A 16,694-nucleotide genomic window follows, 5' to 3' on the forward strand; every position below is an offset into this window, starting at 1 on the left:
AACATAATAGAATCCTCTAAATCAAAAGCTCATCCATAAGTGTAGATGGGCGAAGGAGGTGTGGATTCCATACATCAGCTTAGAGTTTCTACTCATTTCATAATATACTCATATCGGCTTGCCATAGATTTTATCATGCAAAATTTACCAACTGAGTTGATCATATTTATGTATCAAGAAAACGGTTCGATAGAATGATTTTATATAGTGTTATTGGTATTTTCGTCTGCCGCTAACACTTTGTTAACACTTAGATTACAGTAATTTTTGTGTTTTTATAACACATTGTAATTTAAGATATTACAGTGGTGACAACAGATAATTGGAACAGAGCAAAATTGCAAAACTAAAAAAATAATGTACAGAACGGTTCGATTCCCGAGAAATAGGAAATAAAATAATTTCGAATATAATCTTATTCTTCAACAGATTAATTGCCCTTTGTAATGGTGAATTAATTTGGAAAAAATTGAGACGTACTACTATTTATTGTTCATGATTATATCGCGACCGGTTTGCAGCAGATTACTGAAAAGCCGAATGATATTGATGGTTGCTGCCATGGAATATTAAGCGTAGCTAGGTGTCATTGCCCAAACGCTTACTCTACACTGAGTGATGGATTGTAGGTGTACAGTTATACCTGTAAACTAGTTATGTAAGGAATCTATTTTCATTAGGCGGTTTTGATGGTATTTAATAAAAATTGGGAAGATTATTTTGACGAAAATGACTATGATGATCATAAGATTGCCTCTAGTGAACGGGAGTATCTTAGACAATTGAACTCTTCTATTAACTGGATTTATATTGGATTAATGACAAATGAAAAAGGCATAGCAAAGGTTGGGTTAACTACGGGGAAGTTAGGGACGAGAGCCAGTAGTAGTCAAAATCCATATTATACTTTATTGTGCGCTTTCAAAGTTAAAGACGGAGTAACTTCTAACAAAATTCATGAAATCGAAAGTGCTACGATTAAAATGCTCGAGAATGAGTACTCACGTATTGATCATAAGTCTTCTGATAGACCGTCAGAGTGGTTTAAGGCCGATCCTTCAGAAATGAGAGGATTGGTGGATGATTTTCTTGGCCGACACTATTCACCTTATATGCATTGCTATCATGATTCTCATGAAGTAGTAATTAGCACCTGGGTGAATAATAAATATCTTCATGGTAACACTAAGCAATCTTATTATACTCGTGATTTAAGTAATCTTTCGGTTAACTCTCAATGTCTGATGCCTGGTGGTTGTGGTAATTGTGATTGTGATTTTTGGGATTGATTTTGAAAATATAGGTTTATCAGTGTGTGAGCTATTTCTCTTATAATAGACACTGAGTTTAGCATATCTTCTGGCAGGTTTTTACCCAACGGTAAGCCCGCACAAAACGCTTTCTGCCCGCCTCCTTTTGTTCGCAAATATCATCAGACTTCACCGCTTAACCACGCACTTACGTAGCTAGCGGCAACTACACCTATAACTGTCCTTAATATCTATATAGCAGTACCATTAAAGGCAACTGGTGACTGCTAAGGACAAAGTTATTGTACCTCTCTGTACCACATACGTTGGACCTTATTTTCCACTGGCAAGTGGTAACTTATGAACAAAACAAATCACACAAAGCAATCAGTATTATTAGCAAAATCTTTCAACAATGCGTGGACTACGCTTTATAAAAAAATTGAGAGTGACAACATACCTTTTGATTTTATAACTATGGTATGTAGTTGTATTTAATATTAATTTACAATGTTCCGCATGTAAAGCCAGGAGAGGGTACAGACTTTATGGCTCATTGGTTTAACACTCAAAATGCAGCATTAAATGATATACCTTCAATAATTTAAAAATCAAAAGATGGATTGCTTAAAATAAAAAGCTACTTAGAGTCAACTTTAAAATAGCTCACATTGAAGTGATTCTAGATCTGTACTCTTTATTGGTACAGTGAATTTAGCCATTTTCGTCGAAGTTTCCAATACAAAACCTTATCTGAATAACTATAAATAGAATAAGTGTTCTAACAAGGTTTTGTCCAATTGTGAGTTACAGTGTCCTGTTTTTACTTGTGGACACCAAGGGACTCTGTCGTACCATAACTACCAAGCGACTCTGTCGTTTTTATAATTACCAAGGGAAATTGACGGATCGAATTTTTAAGTAATCCTCTGAGTATCACCGTGTACTTTTCAGAGGTTACTAAGGATGATCGTGATGAATTCCCAATCCCAGCTCATTGTTGATGTGATTACTAAGGTTGCTGAAGGTAAAATTAGCATTCTTAATGCCTCAAAATTACTCAATAAGTCCAGTCGAACCATTGAACGTTATCTCCGTCGATATAAAAAAAATGGCATTCGTTTTGTTGTCCATGGCAATACTGGTAAAACGCCAACCAACAAGATCCCCGACTCATTAAAAAGACAAGTTCAGTCACTTATTAAAGATAAATATTATGATTTCAACATGTTGCACCTCATTGATATCTTAATGGTGAGAGACGGAATTCAAGTGAAGCGTGAAACGCTTCGCTCTTGGGCTCATGCTATTCACCATGTGAAACGGGCTAAGCATCGTCGTTCAAAAGTGAGAAGAAGGCGTGAACGTATGGAATCATCGGGATTAATACTGCAAATGGATGGTAGTCCACACCTGTGGTTCGGTCAGAAGAAGTCTTGCTTGATCGCCATTATCGACGATGCAACCAGTGATATCCATGCTGAGTTTTTTCCGTCCGAGACTACCGATGGCTGCATGAAAGTAATGAAGGCTTATATCGAGAAGCGAGGGCTGTTTAAGACGCTTTACGTTGATAGAGCAGGCATCTTTGGTGGGCCGAAGCGTTGTAACTTCTCACAAATGCAAAGGGCATGTGAAGAGCTCGGGATCGAGATCATCTTTGCCAACTCGCCTCAAGGTAAAGGTCCGGTTGAACGTGCATTCGATACCTTTCAAGATCGCTTGGTGCCAGAGCTCCGCCTGGCAGAAATAACGGACATGGACAGCGCTAATCATTATCTGCAAAATACATTTATTCCAGATTATTGGTTGAAACAACTCACTGTCCATGCAAAGAATATCCATTCGGAATTTAGACCAGTCCCAGCGTACATCAACCTTGATGCTGTCTGCGTTCAGAAGGAATACAGAAAAATCCGTCGTGATCATACCTTCAGTTACAACAACACCATGTACATAATAGATTCCCCCTTAAGGCATTCAATCGTGAGCCATAAAGTAGAAATACGGAAACAGTTGGGTGGCGGCTTTGCCGCTTATTTTGCCGATCGTAAGCTCACCATCGCTGAAATAAAGGAACCATGCAAACTCACGGAATATGGAGAGGAAGTACATAGGAAGCTTGATACCCTCAAGCTTGCTGAAGAGCTTGGCAACCTATCTGAAGCAGCTCGGATCAGCGGTTGCTCAAGGGAAAGCATCTACAATAATCGACGCTTACTTGAAACTCAGGGGCCTCTGGCGCTCAAAAGGATGTATGGTATCCCTCGTAATACCAATCGTATCGACCAAGATGTTGAAGATAAAGTCATCGAGCTGACATTAGAAAAACCTCACCTGATCCAAATCCCTATCAGTAGTGAAATGATGAAAAGGCACGACATATCAATCAGTCACTCGACAATCAGAAACATCTGGGTAAGAGAAAAACTGAATACTAAGGTGTTACGGATCGAGCGTGCAGAAGCATTAGCGAAAACCCCATAGTGAAAATGAGGGGGTGGACTAAACTTAACAGTGTAAATGACAAAGTCCCACGGTAATTACTCCGTCACACTCCCTCGGTAATCACAGTGTCCTGTTTTTACTTGTAGTCAAGTCGTCTCATCGACAGCGTCAGATCGTGTCTGAGCTAGTACAGGTTAGGCAATAACATTAAAATTTATGGAATATAATCACTATTCCTAAATTGGTATCTCAAACTCATTAATTTGTAAGTAATTATAATACCCTTTTAGGGTGAATAATTTCATTCACTACAAGTTAAAGGTGACAAGATGTCTTTTGATACGAGATTACGCGCTATTATTCAAGAAGAGCGATATAGTAACCAACAACTCGCTAATGCGTTAAGTTTTAATCTATCCGCAACAGCGAACTATGTTACTGGACAAAAGGAACCATGCTGCCAATTTTTAATGAAATTTAGCCGACATGACTATTTAAAAAAATACACAATATGGCTATTAACCGGAAATATTGAGCCACGTTCAGGTCAAGTTTGTCCGGTTTTCTCAACTCAAGAGCCATGCGTTTAAATCAAAAGGAGGTGAACTCAACTACAATAAAAACGTTAGCAATACAATTTTACCCTAGGGAGGACAACTAGATGTCTATTAAATCTATTCCTAACGGGTATGAGGTCGATTGTCGTCCGCAAGGACGAAGTGGTAAACGATACAGAAAGAAGTTTAAAACGAAAGGCGAAGCGCAACAGTATGAACGCTGGTTATTATCAACTCAGAACCAAAAAGGCTGGGTAGAGAAATCAGCAGACAAACGGCCGTTACGCGATTTAATTGATCTTTGGTATCACTACCATGGTCAACAGTTAAAACGCCCTGAAAAGGAGCTAAAACACCTGTTATCCATCGATAAAGATTTAGGGTACCCAAGAGCTGACCAAGTAACAAAACAACGCTTCATGCAATTCCGAGCCGACAAGATGGCTAAAGGAAATAAAGCAACTACGATTAACCGGAGCCAAGTTAGACTAAGTGGCGTTTTTACCGTACTGATAGATGCTGGTGAGTATCATAACGAACACCCATTAAAAGGGATTAGCAAACTAAAGTTGCGAGCATCTGAAATGGGCTTTCTGAATAAGATAGAAATAACTCAATTATTGAATAACCTAAGTGGCGATGAACTTCACGTAGCTAAGTTATGTTTATCTACCGGCGCGCGTTGGAGTAAAGCAGCAGAACTACGGGGAAATGATATTATTCATGGGCGAGTTACATTCAATGATACCAAAAATGGTAAAAACAGAACTGTACCTATAACGCCAGAATTAATGAATGAGATCTACAATGGGAAAACAGGTCGGTTGTTTAATGGTTCATACATGGAGTTTTATGATGTGCTGAAAGCCCAGGGCTTTGATTTACCTAAAGGTCAGGCAACGCATGTTTTACGACATACTTTTGCGAGTCATTTTATGATGAACGGGGGCAATATTTTAACGTTGCAAAAAATCCTAGGTCATTCAACGATTATGCAAACAATGACTTATGCTCACCTTGCTCCGGATTATTTGAATGAAGCAATTACGCTAAACCCAATGTCCACATTGTGACCAAACTCGTAGTATATGATACATATCGTAGTATCAATCTAAACAGTTAAAGCTATGTTTTAAATAGAAAAACCACCTTAGAGCAGCTTACAAGAAGTCGCCAGAAGGTGGTTTATTATAATTAAAACAGATATTAACCTAATTTAGCACGTAATGCCGAGCCAATATCAGCTAATGAACGTACAGTTGATACACCTGCATCTTCGAGTGCTGCAAATTTCTCATCCGCAGTACCTTTACCGCCAGCGATTATTGCGCCAGCATGGCCCATACGCTTACCTGCTGGCGCTGTAACACCGGCAATGTAAGAGACAACAGGTTTAGTTACATTCGCTTTAATATAAGCTGCTGCTTCTTCTTCTGCGGTACCACCAATTTCACCAATCATAACGATTGCTTCAGTTTGCGGATCATTTTCGAATAATTCAAGTATGTCAATAAAGTTTGTACCGGGGATCGGATCACCACCGATACCAACACATGTGGATTGACCGTAACCTTCATCCGTTGTTTGTTTTACTGCTTCGTACGTAAGCGTACCAGAGCGTGAAACAATACCAATTTTACCCGGTTTGTGAATGTGGCCAGGCATAATACCAATCTTACTTTCACCAGGAGTGATAACACCTGGACAGTTAGGGCCGATCATACGCACATTTTGTTGATCAAGTTTAACTTTAACTTCGATCATATCAACAGTCGGAATACCTTCTGTAATACAAACGATAAGTTCGATACCAGCATCAATCGCTTCTAAAATCGCATCTTTACAGAATGGAGCAGGTACATAAATAACAGAAGCTGTTGCGCCTGTTGTTTCTACTGCATCACGTACTGTGTTAAATACAGGTAAGCCTAAATGTGTAGTGCCACCTTTACCAGGAGAAACACCACCAACCATTTGTGTTCCGTAATCAACAGCTTGCTCTGAGTGGAAAGTACCTTGACCACCCGTGAAACCTTGACAGATCACCTTCGTATCTTTATTAATTAAAATGCTCATTTATTTGCCCTCCGCTGCTGCAACAACTTGCTGCGCGGCATCCGTTAGGCTAGATGCTGCAATAATATTTAAGTCAGATTTAGCTAAAACTTCACGGCCTAATTCTGCATTGTTACCTTCAAGACGGACAACAACTGGCACTTTTACACCCACTTCTTGTACTGCTCCGATAATACCTTCGGCGATCATATCACAACGCACGATACCACCGAAAATGTTAACAAGTACGGCTTTAACATTGTCATCAGAAAGAATGATTTTGAATGCTTCAGCAACACGTTCTTTTGTTGCGCCGCCGCCTACGTCAAGGAAGTTAGCTGGTTTGCCGCCATGGATGTTAACAATATCCATCGTGCCCATCGCTAGACCAGCGCCGTTTACCATGCAACCGATACTACCGTCTAATGCAACATAGTTTAACTCAAATTTAGCAGCGTGAGCTTCACGTGCGTCTTCTTGAGTAATATCTTGCATTGCACGTAGTTTAGGTTGGCGATAAAGTGCGTTTGAATCGATAGTAATTTTACCATCTAAACAAACAAGATCACCGGCACCAGTAACGATAAGTGGGTTAATTTCAAGTAGCGCCATATCGCAATCAGTGAACATTTTAGCTAGACCCATAAAGATCTGTGTAAACTGTTTGATTTGAGCGCCTTGTAAACCAAGTTTGAATCCAAGTTCACGCGCTTGGAAAGGTTGTGCTCCAACAAGCGGATCAATCGTTGCTTTGTGAATTAACTCAGGAGTTTGTTCAGCAACCGTCTCAATATCAACGCCACCTTCAGTTGATGCCATAAATACAACTTTACGAGAACCACGGTCGATAACAGCACCAAGGTAAAGTTCATTAGCGATATCACCTGCAGCTTCAACAAGAATTTGTGAAACCGGTTGGCCTTTCGCATCGGTTTGATAAGTAACTATGTTTTTACCTAACCAATGCTCAGCGAATGCGGTAATTTCTTCTTTGGAAGTTACAAGCTTAACACCACCTGCTTTACCACGCCCACCGGCGTGAACTTGACACTTAACAACCCATTTATCGCCGCCAATTTTATCAGCGAAAGCTGCAGCTTCATGAGGTACGTTTGTTGCGTAACCTTCAGGAACTGGCAAACCATATTCAGCAAAAAGTTGTTTTGCCTGATACTCATGCAGATTCATGCTCGTATATCCATGTTAATAGCCACAAGGGCTTGTCCCGAGAACTTACGCCTCAAGATAAGGCGTAAGCAATTAAATACTTAAACTAAACATTACTAAACATTACTAAACTAAAAATTACACATCTAAAAGAAGACGAGTTGGGTCTTCTAATAATTCTTTGATTGTTACTAAGAATCCTACAGACTCTTTACCATCAACGATACGGTGATCGTAAGAAAGAGCCAGATACATCATTGGCAGAATGACAACTTGACCATCGACAGCCATTGGACGATCTTGGATTTTATGCATACCCAAGATTGCGCTTTGTGGCGGATTGATGATTGGTGTTGACATTAATGAACCAAATACACCACCGTTAGTTACCGTGAAGTTACCACCAGTAAGGTCTTCAATTGACAATTTACCATCACGACCTTTAAGCGCTAAATGACGAATGTTCTTCTCGATATCAGCAAGGCTCATCGTGTCACAATCACGTAGTACTGGCGTAACCAGACCACGAGGTGTTGAAATAGCGATACTTACATCAAAGTAGTTATGATAAACAATATCAGTACCATCAAGTGACGCATTCACTTCTGGATAACGTTTTAACGCTTCAACAACCGCTTTCACGTAGAAAGACATGAACCCTAAACGAATACCATGACGCTCTTCAAATATATCTTTATACTGCTTACGAATATCCATGATAGGTTTCATGTTAACTTCGTTAAACGTGGTCAGCATTGCCGTTGAGTTTTTAGCTTCTAATAGACGTTCAGCAATACGCTTACGTAAACGCGTCATAGGAACACGTTTTTCGCTACGACCAGGTTGAAGTTCAACTGGAGCAACAACAGGTGCAGCTGCTTTTGCAACTGGCGCGGCAACAGGAGCTGCTAATGCTTTTTCGACATCTTCTTTTATGATCTGCCCATTTTTTCCAGTACCAGTAATCTTAGAAGCATCTAAACCTTTTTCTGCAATAAGACGACGTACAGCAGGGCTTGCATCGACACTTTCCTCATTCACTTCTGCTGGTTTATCTTTTGTTTCTTCGCCAGCGACAGCGCCGACTTTCAGCTTACCAATCACTTGCTGACCAAGAACGGTTGCACCGTCATCTTCAATAATTTCAACAAGCACACCCGCTTCAACAGCCGGCACTTCTAAAATAACTTTGTCAGTTTCAATCTCTACAATAATATCATCGCGCTCAACAGTATCGCCAGGGCGTTTATGCCATATTGCAATAGCTGCATCTGCTACAGATTCTGGCAGTACAGGTACCAAAATTTCAATTGTCATTTTCATAATTCCTTTAATAAACTATTTCTGTGCAACAGTTAAAGCATCTTCAATAAGTGCTAGCTGTTGTTTTGTATGTACAGACATGTAACCGACTGCAGGAGATGCTGATGCAGCTCGCCCAGCATAACTTAACTTCGCGCCTTGCGGGATTGCGCCCCAGAAATTATGCTGACTTGAATACCAAGCACCCTGATTCTGAGGTTCTTCTTGACACCAAACAAACTGGTCTACGTGTTGATATTCTGCAAATACAGCTGCAATTTCCGCATGTGGGAAAGGATAAAGCTGTTCAATACGTACAATAGCAACATCCGTCTGACCCGATTTACGACGCGTTTCCAATAAATCGAAATATACTTTACCACTACACATCACCACACGTTTAACTTGTGCTGAGTCGAGCGTATCAATTTCACCAATTATATTTTGGAACGTGCCATCTGCTAATTCAGATAAACTAGAAATAGCTAATGGGTGACGTAATAACGATTTAGGTGTCATCACGATCAATGGACGACGCATTGGGCGTACTGTTTGACGACGCAGCATATGATAAACCTGCGCAGGAGTACTAGGTACACACACTTGCCAGTTGTGCTCAGCACACATTTGCATATAACGTTCTAAACGTGCAGATGAATGCTCAGGACCTTGCCCTTCATAGCCATGTGGTAACAATACTGTTAAGCCACACATACGACCCCACTTCTGTTCACCAGAAGAAAGGAATTGATCAAATACAACTTGTGCGCCATTGGCGAAATCACCAAACTGTGCTTCCCAAATAGTTAAACCACTTGGTTCAGTCGTCGCATAACCATATTCAAACGCTAATACCGCGGCTTCAGACAATACTGAATCGTGAATAGTTAGCTCACCTTGTTCAGGTTTTAAGTTAGCTAATGGTGTGTAGGTACTTGCGTCATCTTGATTGTGTACAACGGCATGGCGATGGAAGAAAGTACCACGACCAACATCTTGTCCAGTGAGACGAACTTTGTAGTTGTCGTCAAGTAATGTTGCATATGCAAGCGTTTCAGCAAAACCCCAATCACATGGTTTCTCGCCTTTTGCCATTAAAATACGGTCTGAATAGATCTTTTGAACACGAGATTGGATCTTGTGCCCTTCTGGTACAGCCGTCATTTTCAATGCAAGGTCAGATAATTTATCTTGAGGCACTTGTGACTGATAAGGCATATCCCATTCGTGTTTTAAGTATGGGTTCCAATCAACTGAGTGCTTTTGCATTGGGCGCCATTCTTTAACAACACATTCACCATGATCAAGTTGATCACGATATTCGTTAATATAGCCTGTTGCTTCAGCAGCATCAATAACGCCTTCATTTACAAGTTGATCTGCATATATTTTACGTGGCGTTGGGTGTTTTTTAATTTTCTTATACATTAATGGCTGTGTTGCACTTGGTTCATCAGCTTCATTATGGCCGTGGCGACGATAACAAACTAAATCAATCACAACATCACGCTTAAATGTATTACGGAAATCAAGTGCGATTTGTGTTACCAATACAACAGCTTCAGGGTCATCTGCATTAACATGGAAGATGGGAGCCTGAACCATTTTTGCGATATCCGTACAGTATTCTGTAGAACGCATATCTTTCGGGTTTGATGTTGTAAAACCAACTTGGTTATTGACAACAATTCGAATTGTACCACCAATGCCATAAGCACGTGTTTGCGACATATTGAATGTCTCAGCAACAACACCTTGACCAGTAATTGCAGAATCACCATGAATTGTAATTGCCAGTACATCATCACCGTTAGTGCTACCATAACGTTCTTGACGTGCACGAACAGAACCCATGACTACTGGGTTAACAATTTCTAAATGCGATGGATTAAAAGCAAGTGCTAAATGTACATTACCGCCTGGCGTACTAAAATCAGAACTGAAGCCCTGATGATATTTAACATCACCCGCACCCCATGCGTCACCGTGTTTACCAGCAAATTCATCAAACAGGTCATTCGGTTTTTTACCAAGCACATTCACCAGCATATTCAGTCTGCCGCGATGCGCCATACCAATAACGGTTTCTTTGATACCTTGTTCACCACTACGACGAATTAATTCTTTCATCATTGGAATCAGTGCATCACCGCCCTCAAGCGAGAAACGTTTTGCACCAGGGAACTTAGCACCAAGGTATTTTTCCAGACCTTCAGCTGCGGTTAAGTTATCTAAAAATCGTAATTTATCTTCTTTTTCAAACTCAGGCGTGCTTTCAACTGATTCTAAACGGCTTTGGATCCAACGTTTTTCTTCAGTAGAAACAATATGCATATACTCAGCTGCAATTGAACCACAATAGGTTTTTTGTAACGAAGTATAAAGCGCACTAAGTTTCATGCTTTCTTGGCCAATTGCATATGAACCAACATTAAAACTGGCATCAAAATCAGCATCAGAAAGGTTGTGATATGCAGGGTCTAGATCTTGTACACGATCACGTTTCCAAAGACCTAATGGATCTAAGTTAGCATGTTGATGACCTCGAAAACGGAAAGCATTGATTAACTGTAATACTTTAACCTGTTTCGCATCATTATGTGGGTCGCTTACTTGAGCAGCATATCGAGAGGTATCTTTCGCTAGGCGAATGAAATAATCCTTTACAGGACCATGTGGAACTTCTTTAGTATTATCAACTTTAGGTAGCTCTAAAAATACAGTTTGCCATTCTTCGCTAACTGTATCTGGATCTGCCAAAAATTGCTCATATAGATCTTCAATGTATGTCTGGTTCGCACCGGCTAGATGAGAGGATTCTAACCAGGCTTTCATGACGTTATTCTGCATTCTCTGCCCTTTTCACTTTAAATGTCCACCGCGCCAGAGATGGTAGCAAAGATTTTAAATTACTTGGCCATTCCCAACGGAATGACCATTGTAACTAAAAACTAACAAAAAATATTGCTACACCGCACGTTGTAGTAACATAGATTTAATATTACCGATTGCTTTTGTAGGATTTAGACCTTTAGGACACACGTTTACACAGTTCATAATACCATGACAACGGAATACACTAAACGCATCGTCTAATTCTGATAAACGTTGCTCCGTTGCTGTGTCACGACTATCGATTAAGAAACGATAAGCCGCTAATAAGCCTGCAGGACCAACGAACTTGTCAGGGTTCCACCAGAATGATGGGCATGACGTTGAACAACATGCACATAAGATACACTCATACAGGCCATCTAACTTCTCACGTTCTTCAGGAGACTGAAGGTATTCGCGAGCTGGTGGGATAGCACTGTCGTCTGTAATTAAAAACGGTTTGATACGTGCATAGTTATCATAGAACTGCGTCATATCAATCACGAGATCTCGGACCACTGGCAAACCAGGTAACGGTCGAATTACAATCGTTTTGTTCATGTTCAGATCAGATAGAGGTGTGATACACGCGAGGCCATTTTTGCCATTCATGTTAACACCATCAGATCCACATACACCTTCACGACAAGAACGACGGAAAGCTAATGTCGCATCTTTTTCTTTTAACAAGATAAGTGCATCAAGCACCATCATGTCTGAACCTTCAGGAATTTCTAGGCTCATTTCTTGCATTTTTGGCTTGCTATCAACATCAGGGTTATAGCGGTAAATTGAAAATTTAACTTGCATCTTGATCCCTTATGTTTAGTAAACGCGTGGTTTCGGCACAAAGTGCTTCAACTGTTCGTCAGTTAACAAATTCGGTGAAAGATTCACTTCACGCGTTGCCATTTCTTCATTTTCAGGCAAGTACAGTGAATGGCATAACCAATTCTCATCATCACGATCTGGATAATCAAAACGACTGTGCGCACCACGGCTTTCTTTACGGAAATTAGCCGCATGAGCGGTTGCAAATGCAGTTTCCATCAGATTATCAAGCTCTAGACATTCGATACGCTGTGTATTGAACTCTGTTGAGTTGTCATCTAAACGTGCATTTTGTAAACGCTTACGTATGGCTCTTAGTTGCTCAAGGCCTTCGGCCATTGACTCACCTTCGCGGAATACGGAGAAGTTAAGTTGCATACATTGTTGTAGATCTTTACGGATTTGAACAGGATCTTCACCGTCTTTGTTGCTTTCCCAGCGATTTAAACGCTCAAGAGATGCATCGATGTTAGCGTCTGTCGCTTCTGTCGGCTCAGGAATTGTATCAAGTACTTTACCTAAGTAGTTACCGGCAGCACGCCCAAATACAACCAGATCAAGCAGTGAGTTACCACCTAAGCGGTTGGCACCATGCACAGATACGCAAGCGATTTCACCAACAGCAAATAGACCTGCAACAACTTCCATGCTGCCATCTTCTTTACGTGTTAATACTTCACCGTTAATATTTGCAGGTAAACCACCCATCATATAGTGACAAGTCGGAATAACAGGAATAGGTTCTTTAACTGGGTCTACGTGGGCAAATGTACGTGATAACTCACAGATACCCGGTAAACGAGATTCAAGTACGTCTTCACCTAAGTGATCAAGTTTAAGTTTTAGGTGCGGACCCCAAGGACCATCACACGCACGACCTTCACGGATTTCAGTCATCATTGAACGAGCAACAACGTCTCGACTGGCAAGATCTTTCGCGTTTGGCGCATAACGTTCCATGAAACGTTCGCCGTCTTTATTTAGAAGGTAACCACCTTCCCCACGACAACCTTCAGTTACAAGTACACCAGCGCCAGCAATACCCGTTGGATGGAACTGCCACATTTCCATGTCTTGTACTGGAATACCTGCACGAATAGCCATACCAATACCGTCACCAGTATTAATGTGTGCATTCGTTGTTGAAGAATAGATACGACCAGCGCCACCCGTTGCAAATACCGTTGCTTTGGTTTTGAAGTAGCAGATTTCGCCCGTTTCAATATCAATTGCAGTACAACCAGTGATGATACCTTCGTCATTTTTAACGAGGTCTAACGCATACCACTCAGAAAACACTTTGGTTTCGTTTTTAATATTTTGCTGATACAGCAAATGTAATAACGCATGACCAGTACGGTCAGCAGCAGCTGCTGTACGAGCCGCCTGTGCGCCGCCATATTCTAATGACTGGCCACCAAATGGACGTTGGTAAATAGTACCATCTTCAAAACGAGAGAATGGCAGACCCATGTGCTCAAGTTCTAAAATTGCTTCTGGGCCTGTTTTACACATAAATTCGATAGCGTCTTGGTCACCGATATAATCAGAACCTTTAACAGTATCGTACATGTGCCATGTCCAATCATCTTCATGTGAATTACCTAAAGCAACGGTAATGCCACCTTGAGCAGATACGGTATGTGAACGAGTTGGAAAAACTTTAGATAAAAGTGCACAACTTTTACCTGACTTAGATATTGATAGCGCAGCACGCATACCAGCACCACCGGCACCAATTACTACTGCGTCAAATTCGCGAACTGGAATACTCACTTATAACCCCCAAAGAGTAACAAAACCAACAAGCGCATAAATAAATGCGGTGGTCGTTAAAATAAACTGTAATGCACCACGTAAACCGGTTGGTTTAACATAGTCAGTTAATACCTGCCATACACCAATCCACGCATGGATGACGATTGCGATAAGGGTAAGAAGAGTGAATACTTTATTGCCAGTACTTGCAAAGAAATCAGACCATACTTGATAAGTAAGATCATTAAATGCAACGAAACCAACAAAATAAAATGTATAAAGTGCCATGATGATAGCAGTTGCACGGATCATGATAAAATCATGAGTACCACTACGGCCATAGCTTGCTGCGTTAGTTACCATACCATTATCCCCGCTAGGATTGATAAAACAACGGTTGCAACAAAAGATACTTTCGCACTTAATGCACCCGATTCAAGTTCTTCGAAATAACCCATGTCCATCAATAAATGACGGATACCACCAGCAATATGATATGCAAGTGCGGTTAGGATTCCCCAAAGAATGAATGTACCAAAGAAACCAGACACTATTTCTTGTGCATTTTGGAAACCTTGTTCTGAAGATATTGATTCTGTCAGTAACCACAATAGAATACCCACTGCAAAGAACATTATTACACCTGATATTCGGTGTAGGATAGATGCGATTGCGGCGATTGGCATGCTAATAGTCTGCAGATCTAAATTTACAGGTCTTTGCTTTTTCACGATATTGCTCACTCAGCTCCATTGAGCATAGTTATTATTATATTGACACAGATCACAGAATTGTATTATTTCCATAACAAATTCCTTTCAAATGAAAGCCCTTGTTTGTTTCTTGTTCAAATCGCAAATAAAACAATAATTATAAGCACTTACATAAAAAGAACAAAATTAAAACAAGGACTCTTGATCCGGCAATAAGTATACCTATATCACAATTTATTTACAATTATAAAAACCCTTGTAGCAACATTTACCTTAAAATTGAAACATAGCTTAACCTTTTAGTGCTTTTTCATTGATTATTTTGTAACAAAATTGACATTAGTAATTATTAAAGGTAGCTTTAGCTTCGAATTTCATGAAGAAATCTAATTATAAATAAGCAAAGGAGACGTGCTATGGCTAATCTAAAGGCCACGTTAAACCTACCCGGCCAAGAGCCAGTTGAACTTCCGATTTTATCTGGTACAGCTGGTCACGATGTTATCGACATTCGTACCCTAGGTAGTAAAGGATATTTCACCCATGATCCCGGTTTTATGGCAACGTCATCGTGCGAGTCTAAAATCACTTATATTGACGGTGAAGAAGGTATCCTACTACATCGCGGTTACGCTATTGATGACTTAGCATTTAATGCAGATTATTTAGAAGTTTGTTATATTATTCTTTATGGTGATGCACCATCTAAAGAACAATATGAACAATTCAAAGCGACAGTACATAAACACACCATGGTGCATGAGCAATTTGCATCTTTCTTCAAAGGTTTCCGCCGTGACTCTCATCCAATGGCGATCCTTTGTGGTGTTTCAGGCGCACTTGCAGCCTTTTATCATGATTCGCTAGATGTGACTAATCAACGTCACCGAGAAATTTCGGCATTCCGTTTATTGTCTAAAATGCCGACAATTGCTGCAATGTGTTACAAATATTCAATTGGGCAACCTTTTGTATACCCTGACAACAGCCTTTCATACGCAGGTAACTTCCTTAAAATGATGTTTTCTGTACCGTGTGAAGAATATGTCGTTAATCCGGTGATAGAAAAAGCCATGGACCGTATCTTTACGCTACATGCAGATCATGAACAAAATGCATCTACATCTACAGTTCGACTAGCTGGTTCGTCAGGTGCTAACCCATTTGCATGTATCGCAGCGGGTATTGCATCACTATGGGGTCCTGCTCACGGTGGTGCAAATGAAGCTTGTCTAGCAATGCTTGAAGAGATCGGTAGCGTTGAGCGTATTCCTGAGTTTATCGCTCGTGCGAAAGACAAAGAAGACCCGTTCCGTCTAATGGGCTTTGGTCATCGTGTTTACAAGAATAAAGATCCACGTGCGACAGTGATGCGTAAGAGCTGTCACGAAGTGCTAAAAGAGCTAAGCATTAGTGATCCGCTATTAGATGTAGCGATGGAACTTGAGCGTATTGCGCTTGAAGACCCTTACTTCATCGAGAAGAAACTCTATCCAAATGTAGATTTCTATTCAGGTATTACATTACGTGCTATTGGTATCCCTATTTCTATGTTCACGGTTATTTTTGCATTGGGGCGTACTGTAGGTTGGATTGCGCACTGGAACGAAATGTTAAGTCAACCTGGACAGAAAATTGGTCGTCCTCGTCAGTTATATACTGGTGAAGCACACCGTCCATTTAAAAAGCTTGACGATAGAGATTAGCTACTAGACTTAGTTACAAACCTAAAGACGAGT

The 16,694-nt window shown here is 40.4% G+C and carries 13 protein-coding genes; 5 read left to right on the forward strand and 8 right to left on the reverse strand.

The window, feature by feature from the left end; genetic code table 11:
• Positions 1–689 precede the first annotated feature (689 nt).
• The 4 genes from HRT96_RS17930 (at position 690) to HRT96_RS17945 (ending at position 5,328) form a co-directional block, all read left to right on the forward strand.
• On the forward strand, positions 690–1,289 hold the full coding sequence (locus HRT96_RS17930; protein WP_293159445.1) for a GIY-YIG nuclease family protein: 600 nt from the start codon (positions 690–692) through the stop codon (positions 1,287–1,289).
• 927 nt (positions 1,290–2,216) lie between these two features.
• Positions 2,217–3,737, forward strand: coding sequence for an ISNCY family transposase (locus tag HRT96_RS17935; RefSeq protein ID WP_293159447.1), 1,521 nt, complete (start codon positions 2,217–2,219; stop codon positions 3,735–3,737).
• A 290-nt stretch (positions 3,738–4,027) separates the two neighbouring features.
• Complete coding sequence (locus HRT96_RS17940; RefSeq protein ID WP_293159449.1) at positions 4,028–4,288, forward strand: hypothetical protein; 261 nt, start codon at positions 4,028–4,030, stop codon at positions 4,286–4,288.
• A 71-nt stretch (positions 4,289–4,359) separates the two neighbouring features.
• Positions 4,360–5,328 (forward strand): tyrosine-type recombinase/integrase, encoded by a 969-nt coding sequence (locus HRT96_RS17945; RefSeq protein ID WP_293159451.1) that lies wholly within the window; start codon positions 4,360–4,362, stop codon positions 5,326–5,328.
• 133 nt (positions 5,329–5,461) lie between these two features.
• Here the strand turns inward: HRT96_RS17945 and sucD are convergent, their stop codons facing one another.
• The 8 genes from sucD to sdhC all read right to left on the reverse strand — a co-directional run bounded on the left by sucD (position 5,462) and on the right by sdhC (position 14,985).
• The gene (sucD, locus tag HRT96_RS17950) at positions 5,462–6,331 is read right to left on the reverse strand and encodes a succinate--CoA ligase subunit alpha (RefSeq protein ID WP_293159453.1); all 870 of its coding nucleotides are present in this window, start codon (positions 6,329–6,331) and stop codon (positions 5,462–5,464) included.
• Positions 6,332–7,498 carry an ADP-forming succinate--CoA ligase subunit beta gene (gene sucC, locus HRT96_RS17955; protein WP_293159455.1) on the reverse strand — a complete coding sequence of 389 codons (1,167 nt, stop codon included), beginning with the start codon at positions 7,496–7,498 and terminating at the stop codon, positions 6,332–6,334.
• A gap of 117 nt (positions 7,499–7,615) precedes the next feature.
• Positions 7,616–8,794, reverse strand: coding sequence for a 2-oxoglutarate dehydrogenase complex dihydrolipoyllysine-residue succinyltransferase (gene odhB / locus HRT96_RS17960; protein ID WP_293159457.1), 1,179 nt, complete (start codon positions 8,792–8,794; stop codon positions 7,616–7,618).
• 21 nt (positions 8,795–8,815) lie between these two features.
• A complete protein-coding gene (sucA, locus tag HRT96_RS17965; RefSeq protein WP_293159459.1) occupies positions 8,816–11,629 on the reverse strand; it encodes a 2-oxoglutarate dehydrogenase E1 component in 2,814 nt (937 codons plus the stop codon).
• A gap of 117 nt (positions 11,630–11,746) precedes the next feature.
• A complete protein-coding gene (locus tag HRT96_RS17970; RefSeq protein ID WP_293159461.1) occupies positions 11,747–12,463 on the reverse strand; it encodes a succinate dehydrogenase iron-sulfur subunit in 717 nt (238 codons plus the stop codon).
• A gap of 15 nt (positions 12,464–12,478) precedes the next feature.
• Positions 12,479–14,260: a succinate dehydrogenase flavoprotein subunit gene (sdhA, locus tag HRT96_RS17975; RefSeq protein WP_293159463.1), complete on the reverse strand. Its 1,782-nt coding sequence runs from the start codon at positions 14,258–14,260 to the stop codon at positions 12,479–12,481.
• Positions 14,261–14,605 (reverse strand): succinate dehydrogenase, hydrophobic membrane anchor protein, encoded by a 345-nt coding sequence (gene sdhD / locus HRT96_RS17980; protein WP_293159465.1) that lies wholly within the window; start codon positions 14,603–14,605, stop codon positions 14,261–14,263.
• Positions 14,599–14,985 carry a succinate dehydrogenase cytochrome b556 subunit gene (gene sdhC / locus HRT96_RS17985; protein ID WP_366051705.1) on the reverse strand — a complete coding sequence of 129 codons (387 nt, stop codon included), beginning with the start codon at positions 14,983–14,985 and terminating at the stop codon, positions 14,599–14,601. Before sdhC ends, sdhD begins: the two co-directional genes overlap by 7 nt.
• Before the next feature lie 386 nt (positions 14,986–15,371).
• Here sdhC and HRT96_RS17990 point away from each other — a divergent pair, with 386 nt between their 5' ends.
• Positions 15,372–16,661, forward strand: coding sequence for a citrate synthase (locus HRT96_RS17990; protein ID WP_293159467.1), 1,290 nt, complete (start codon positions 15,372–15,374; stop codon positions 16,659–16,661).
• The last annotated feature ends 33 nt before the right edge of the window (positions 16,662–16,694 follow it).

The sequence above is a fragment of the Moritella sp. genome, from assembly GCF_013215705.1.
GTDB lineage: Bacteria > Pseudomonadota > Gammaproteobacteria > Enterobacterales > Moritellaceae > Moritella.

Excerpts from the sequence above, each read along its gene's own strand:
- HRT96_RS17935 (WP_293159447.1), top strand. The coding sequence starts at position 2,217 with ATGATCGTGATGAATTCCCAATCCCAGCTCATTGTTGATGTGATTACT.
- odhB (WP_293159457.1), bottom strand. The coding sequence starts at position 8,794 with ATGACAATTGAAATTTTGGTACCTGTACTGCCAGAATCTGTAGCAGAT.
- sucC (WP_293159455.1), bottom strand. The coding sequence starts at position 7,498 with ATGAATCTGCATGAGTATCAGGCAAAACAACTTTTTGCTGAATATGGT.
- sdhD (WP_293159465.1), bottom strand. The coding sequence starts at position 14,605 with ATGGTAACTAACGCAGCAAGCTATGGCCGTAGTGGTACTCATGATTTT.
- HRT96_RS17930 (WP_293159445.1), top strand. The coding sequence starts at position 690 with ATGGTATTTAATAAAAATTGGGAAGATTATTTTGACGAAAATGACTAT.
- HRT96_RS17990 (WP_293159467.1), top strand. The coding sequence starts at position 15,372 with ATGGCTAATCTAAAGGCCACGTTAAACCTACCCGGCCAAGAGCCAGTT.
- HRT96_RS17945 (WP_293159451.1), top strand. The coding sequence starts at position 4,360 with ATGTCTATTAAATCTATTCCTAACGGGTATGAGGTCGATTGTCGTCCG.
- sucA (WP_293159459.1), bottom strand. The coding sequence starts at position 11,629 with ATGCAGAATAACGTCATGAAAGCCTGGTTAGAATCCTCTCATCTAGCC.
- HRT96_RS17940 (WP_293159449.1), top strand. The coding sequence starts at position 4,028 with ATGTCTTTTGATACGAGATTACGCGCTATTATTCAAGAAGAGCGATAT.
- HRT96_RS17970 (WP_293159461.1), bottom strand. The coding sequence starts at position 12,463 with ATGCAAGTTAAATTTTCAATTTACCGCTATAACCCTGATGTTGATAGC.
- sucD (WP_293159453.1), bottom strand. The coding sequence starts at position 6,331 with ATGAGCATTTTAATTAATAAAGATACGAAGGTGATCTGTCAAGGTTTC.